General features: G+C 57.2%; 2 protein-coding genes. Both read right to left on the bottom strand.

The features are described 5' to 3' along the window. On the bottom strand, positions 1-196 hold a 196-nt coding region (locus EK22_RS21645), incomplete at its 3' end, for a hypothetical protein (protein WP_152565188.1). Positions 197-776: 580 nt separating this feature from the next. Continuing rightward, complete coding sequence (locus EK22_RS23360) at positions 777-3,845, bottom strand: Ig-like domain-containing protein (protein WP_051962022.1); 3,069 nt, start codon at positions 3,843-3,845, stop codon at positions 777-779. Between the last annotated feature and the right edge of the window lie 147 nt (positions 3,846-3,992).

Raw genomic sequence — 3,992 nt, 5'->3', positions numbered from 1 at the left:
GGAAGCCGACGCCCGGAAAGCCCGGATGGCCGGCGCTGAAAAAATCCTCGTCGAATAAATCGTCGGTGTCGACGACCCGGGTAAGCGTGAGCGTGGCGTCCGGACCGGCCGCCACGGTTGAAGGGTTTCCCGCCCCGTAAATCAGCAGGGCGCTGAAAAAGAGCGCGGAAAACTTGGTTAAATAGGTCTTTGTCATGCCGTTATTCATTAGTTAATCCTCATAAGGCGTTGTTTGATGATTAATTTGAAGCGATCTGGATGCGATCGCCGCGTGTGTACTGATGATACTTACCGGGTAATTCCGTCCCGTTCACTGCACTGAGAACGTCTCCGCCGGTAGCGGAGAGCGCGAGAAGCAAGGCCATCGGCCGGCCTTTTACTGAAGCATTATCAATTGGCGGCCAGCGCCTGCCAGACGCTGGCGACACTTTGTAAAATCATCCTGAATACAACTAAAGATTTGGTCGTCAATAACGTCCCAGTTTAAACATAGGATGTGCCGACGCCAGGAGGCGCACTTGTGCCCTTTAGGGTATCGTTCGCGAGCGATGCGCTTCAGTGCTCAGCACAGCCTGTGCAAAATTCCAGTTTCAGGAAGTCATTTTTAGCCAAACCCTAACCGCATGATATTAATAACTTATCTATCCTGATGCCGGATTGGGACCGGCTTTATGCGCATATCGCATTCATCTGAGAAATCCTCGCTATATCAAATTATTGAGATGGCCGGACGAGCTTGATTCGCCAGTCGGCCACCATGCTCAAATTGCCCTCGTTTACTCGATCGTGACGACCAGCTCCGGAATAACCCCGGCCCTTTCCTTCGATCCGTAGCCGACCCAGTTGCTGGAAGTCGATTTCACCCGCAGGCCGAAGACGCCATCGCCCGTGATCAGGGAGGTGACATCCACTTCATACCAGGTGTCTTTGGTCACGGCGCCCAGGGAGGCCACCAGCGATCCAGCCGCCGGAGCGTTGCTCCAGGTAACGCCGCTCTCGGTCCAGGAGGTGTCGGCGATGGCGTAGAAGTCGCCGCCTTTATCCGAGGAATCGACGTTGTACAGACGCAGCCTGGCGCTGACGATCGACCGCGAGCCTACTCCTGAAACGGTCAGTTTCATCAGAAAATCCTCCACCGGGCTCGGGCTGTTTCTCGCGCCCAAATTGACCGAGGCCCCGTAGTTTTTATTAGGTAAGTCAGCCTTGATGGCGGCATCCGCCGTTGGGGTAAAGGTCAGAGTAGCCGGCGGATTGCTCACGGTTACCGAAACAGCGCTGGCAACCGTTGTATTGCCGGCAGCGTCTCTCGCCACCGCCGTCAACGTGTGCGTGCCGGCAGCTGCTGTGGTGGTGTCCCAGGAAATGGCATAGGGCGCCGTGGTCACCTCGGCCTCTAGCGGATTTCCGTCAAGCTGGAACTGTACACCTGCCACGCCGACATCATCCGCGGCATCCGCCGTGAGGCTGACCGTGCCGGAAACCGTGGCGCCATCGACCGGTGCCGTCAGGCTTACCGTGGGCGGAGTTGTATCGGCGGGCGGCGGATTATTTTCCACCATCACCAGAACCGTATTAGACTCAGTCATATTGCCGGCAACGTCCCTCGCCACGGCGGTCAAGCTGTGCTGGCCATCAGGCACCGTGGTAGCGTCCCAGGAAGTGGCATAAGGCGGGCTGGAGTCCTCAGCGCCTAGCGGATTTCCATCGACGCGGAACTGCACGCCTGCCACGCCGATATTATCCGCGGCATCGGCCGTGAGGGTCACCGTGCCGGCAACAGTGTCGCCGGATACCGGGGCCGTCAGACTCACGGTAGGCGGTATGGTATCGGCTATTCCTCCGGACAGTTCGCGCGATAAAGCGATGCCATCCACGACGGTTCCTGGCGGCAGTCCATTGTTAATGCCGTCCCAGGTGAAATCATAGTCGCATGCAATCGCCGTTCCGGTCGAACTCGGAATGCACCTGAAGATGTCATCGGCGCCACCGCTGGCGACGTTGACCAGGAATGAGCCCTTGGTGGTCAGGTAAATATTGCTGTTGTCGCCATTATTGCTATCGAGCCAGACGCCATTGATGTCCTCGCCGTCTCCGCCATCGCTCATACCCACCTTGGAACCGTCGAAATACATGGACCAGGTGCCGCTTGTTTCTTCGCCGAGGTCGCTGGCGCTGAAGGCGATCAGGTCTTCATCCAGGCCTTTCAGACCGGGTACGGTGTAGCGTGCGGTCACGCTGATGACCAGGCGGCCGTCCGGAAGGAACGAAATCGCATCGATGTTTTCATCGATTGTATCCAGTCCGACGTCCGAGCCGTCGAAGAACCACTCGAAGACGCCGGCGGTATTGTTGCCGAGCGAGGTGGGAATAAAACGTACGATATCGGAAGGCTCGACGAGCGTGGGAACGCCATTGATCGTGACCGTGGCCGGATCATCGAAACTAAGCAGAATGCTGCCGTCGTTCATGATTTCGAAGGCGTTAACGTCCATGCCGCTGAGATCGAGTCCTACAACCGAACCGTCGAAATACATGGACCAGGTCTCGCTGGCCGTGTCAAAGGCGATGATATCCTCGTCGGCGAAAGTTAAACTGCCAATCTTGTCGCTGCTGGTGGTAGAAACATAGATGGTAGTGAAAGGTGCCGAGAAGGGCTGGCGCGCCTGTACCTCTACCTCATCACTGGCGGACAATTGACCGTCGCTGGCCGTCAGACGCAACACATAGCGTCCGATCGCGTTGAAACTGGCCGTGGTATCGACCGCGCTAACATCGCCGAAAGTCACCGTGCCGGGGCCGCTGACCTTGCTCCAGGTCGACGTGATCGGGCCGAGGCCGTCATCCACGACCGCGCCGTCCAGTGTGGCGTCGGCCGGCAGGACGATGGTCAGGTCCGGCCCCGCCGCGACGCCGGGGGCGCGATTGCCGGCAGGAACTGGCGGCACGGAAATTTCATAGACTTTGCCGTCATTTTCGTTGGGGTCTTTATCATTGTCGACGCCCCGGTCGGCGATGTAGGCGTTTAACACGGATGGCTCCGAACTGCCTGGTGCCACGGCTATTCCCGCGGGTTTGTCCGCGTTTGCCTGGCTAATATCGACGTACCTGAGCAGGGGGCCGGCGGTGTAAATGTGGGCCATGCGCGTGGCCGGCTTTCCGACCAGGTATAGCTCGCCGGGCGCTATAAGATCTATGCCTTCAGGATCATGCACGCCAAGGCTCTCGGTATCGAAAGAGCTGACCTGATTATCGAGCGGCGTATCGAAACGGCCGTCCGGACCGGGCAGAATCTTATACACTTCCGAGTTCAGTCCGTCGGCGATATAAAGCGCGCCTTCCGCGGCATCGTAAGCAATGCCTTCCGGGTCATTGCTGCCGAAGGCACTGGTGGAAAACGAGGTTTGGATGTCATCGGCGGTAAACAGTTGCCCCTCGGGCCCCGGATTGATCTCGTAGATGGATTTGTCGTCATCGGAAGAGACGAACAGATGGCCATCATTTGGATTGGAGGCGAGGCCATTCGGCTCATTTGTATAGCCGGACTGAGATAAATTCGTAGTGGATGCCGTGGCAATCAGTTCGCCGAGCAGCGTCATTTCAAACAGATTGTCTCCGGTAAAATAAACCGGCATCTCGTTGACCTCGCCGTCGCTGAGCAGCAATGTATTGCTGAAACTAAGATAAGTCAGGCCGCTAGTGTCCGGGCTGGGTGGATTGAATGCCGAGGCCTCGATGGTCCGGACCAACGTCCCCGTAACGTTGTCGGCGGCGAGCGTGCGCTGACCGGACATCAGCAGAATGGTGCTCAGCGCTGAAAGGGTAAAAAAAGCATTTCTATTTATCATTTGTAAATTCCTTGCGAAAAGATGTTTTGCAATGCTCAGATATCAATTCTTGGCCGCCGGTCTAAAAAGGTCCGGGCAGTTCCCATTCGCTGACTTCGCCTTTAGGCCCCTTGGCCGTCACCAGATACAGATGGCAGATGGACGGGT

It is taken from the genome of Methylobacter sp. BBA5.1 (assembly GCF_000746145.1).
Lineage (GTDB): Bacteria > Pseudomonadota > Gammaproteobacteria > Methylococcales > Methylomonadaceae > Methylobacter > Methylobacter marinus.
The sequence above is the reverse complement of the archived record's forward strand: the minus strand, read 5'-3'. Positions and strand labels throughout refer to the sequence as shown.

Bases quoted from the DNA above. Each gene is read 5' to 3' on its own strand.
- EK22_RS23360 (WP_051962022.1), bottom strand. From the start codon at position 3,845: ATGATAAATAGAAATGCTTTTTTTACCCTTTCAGCGCTGAGCACCATT.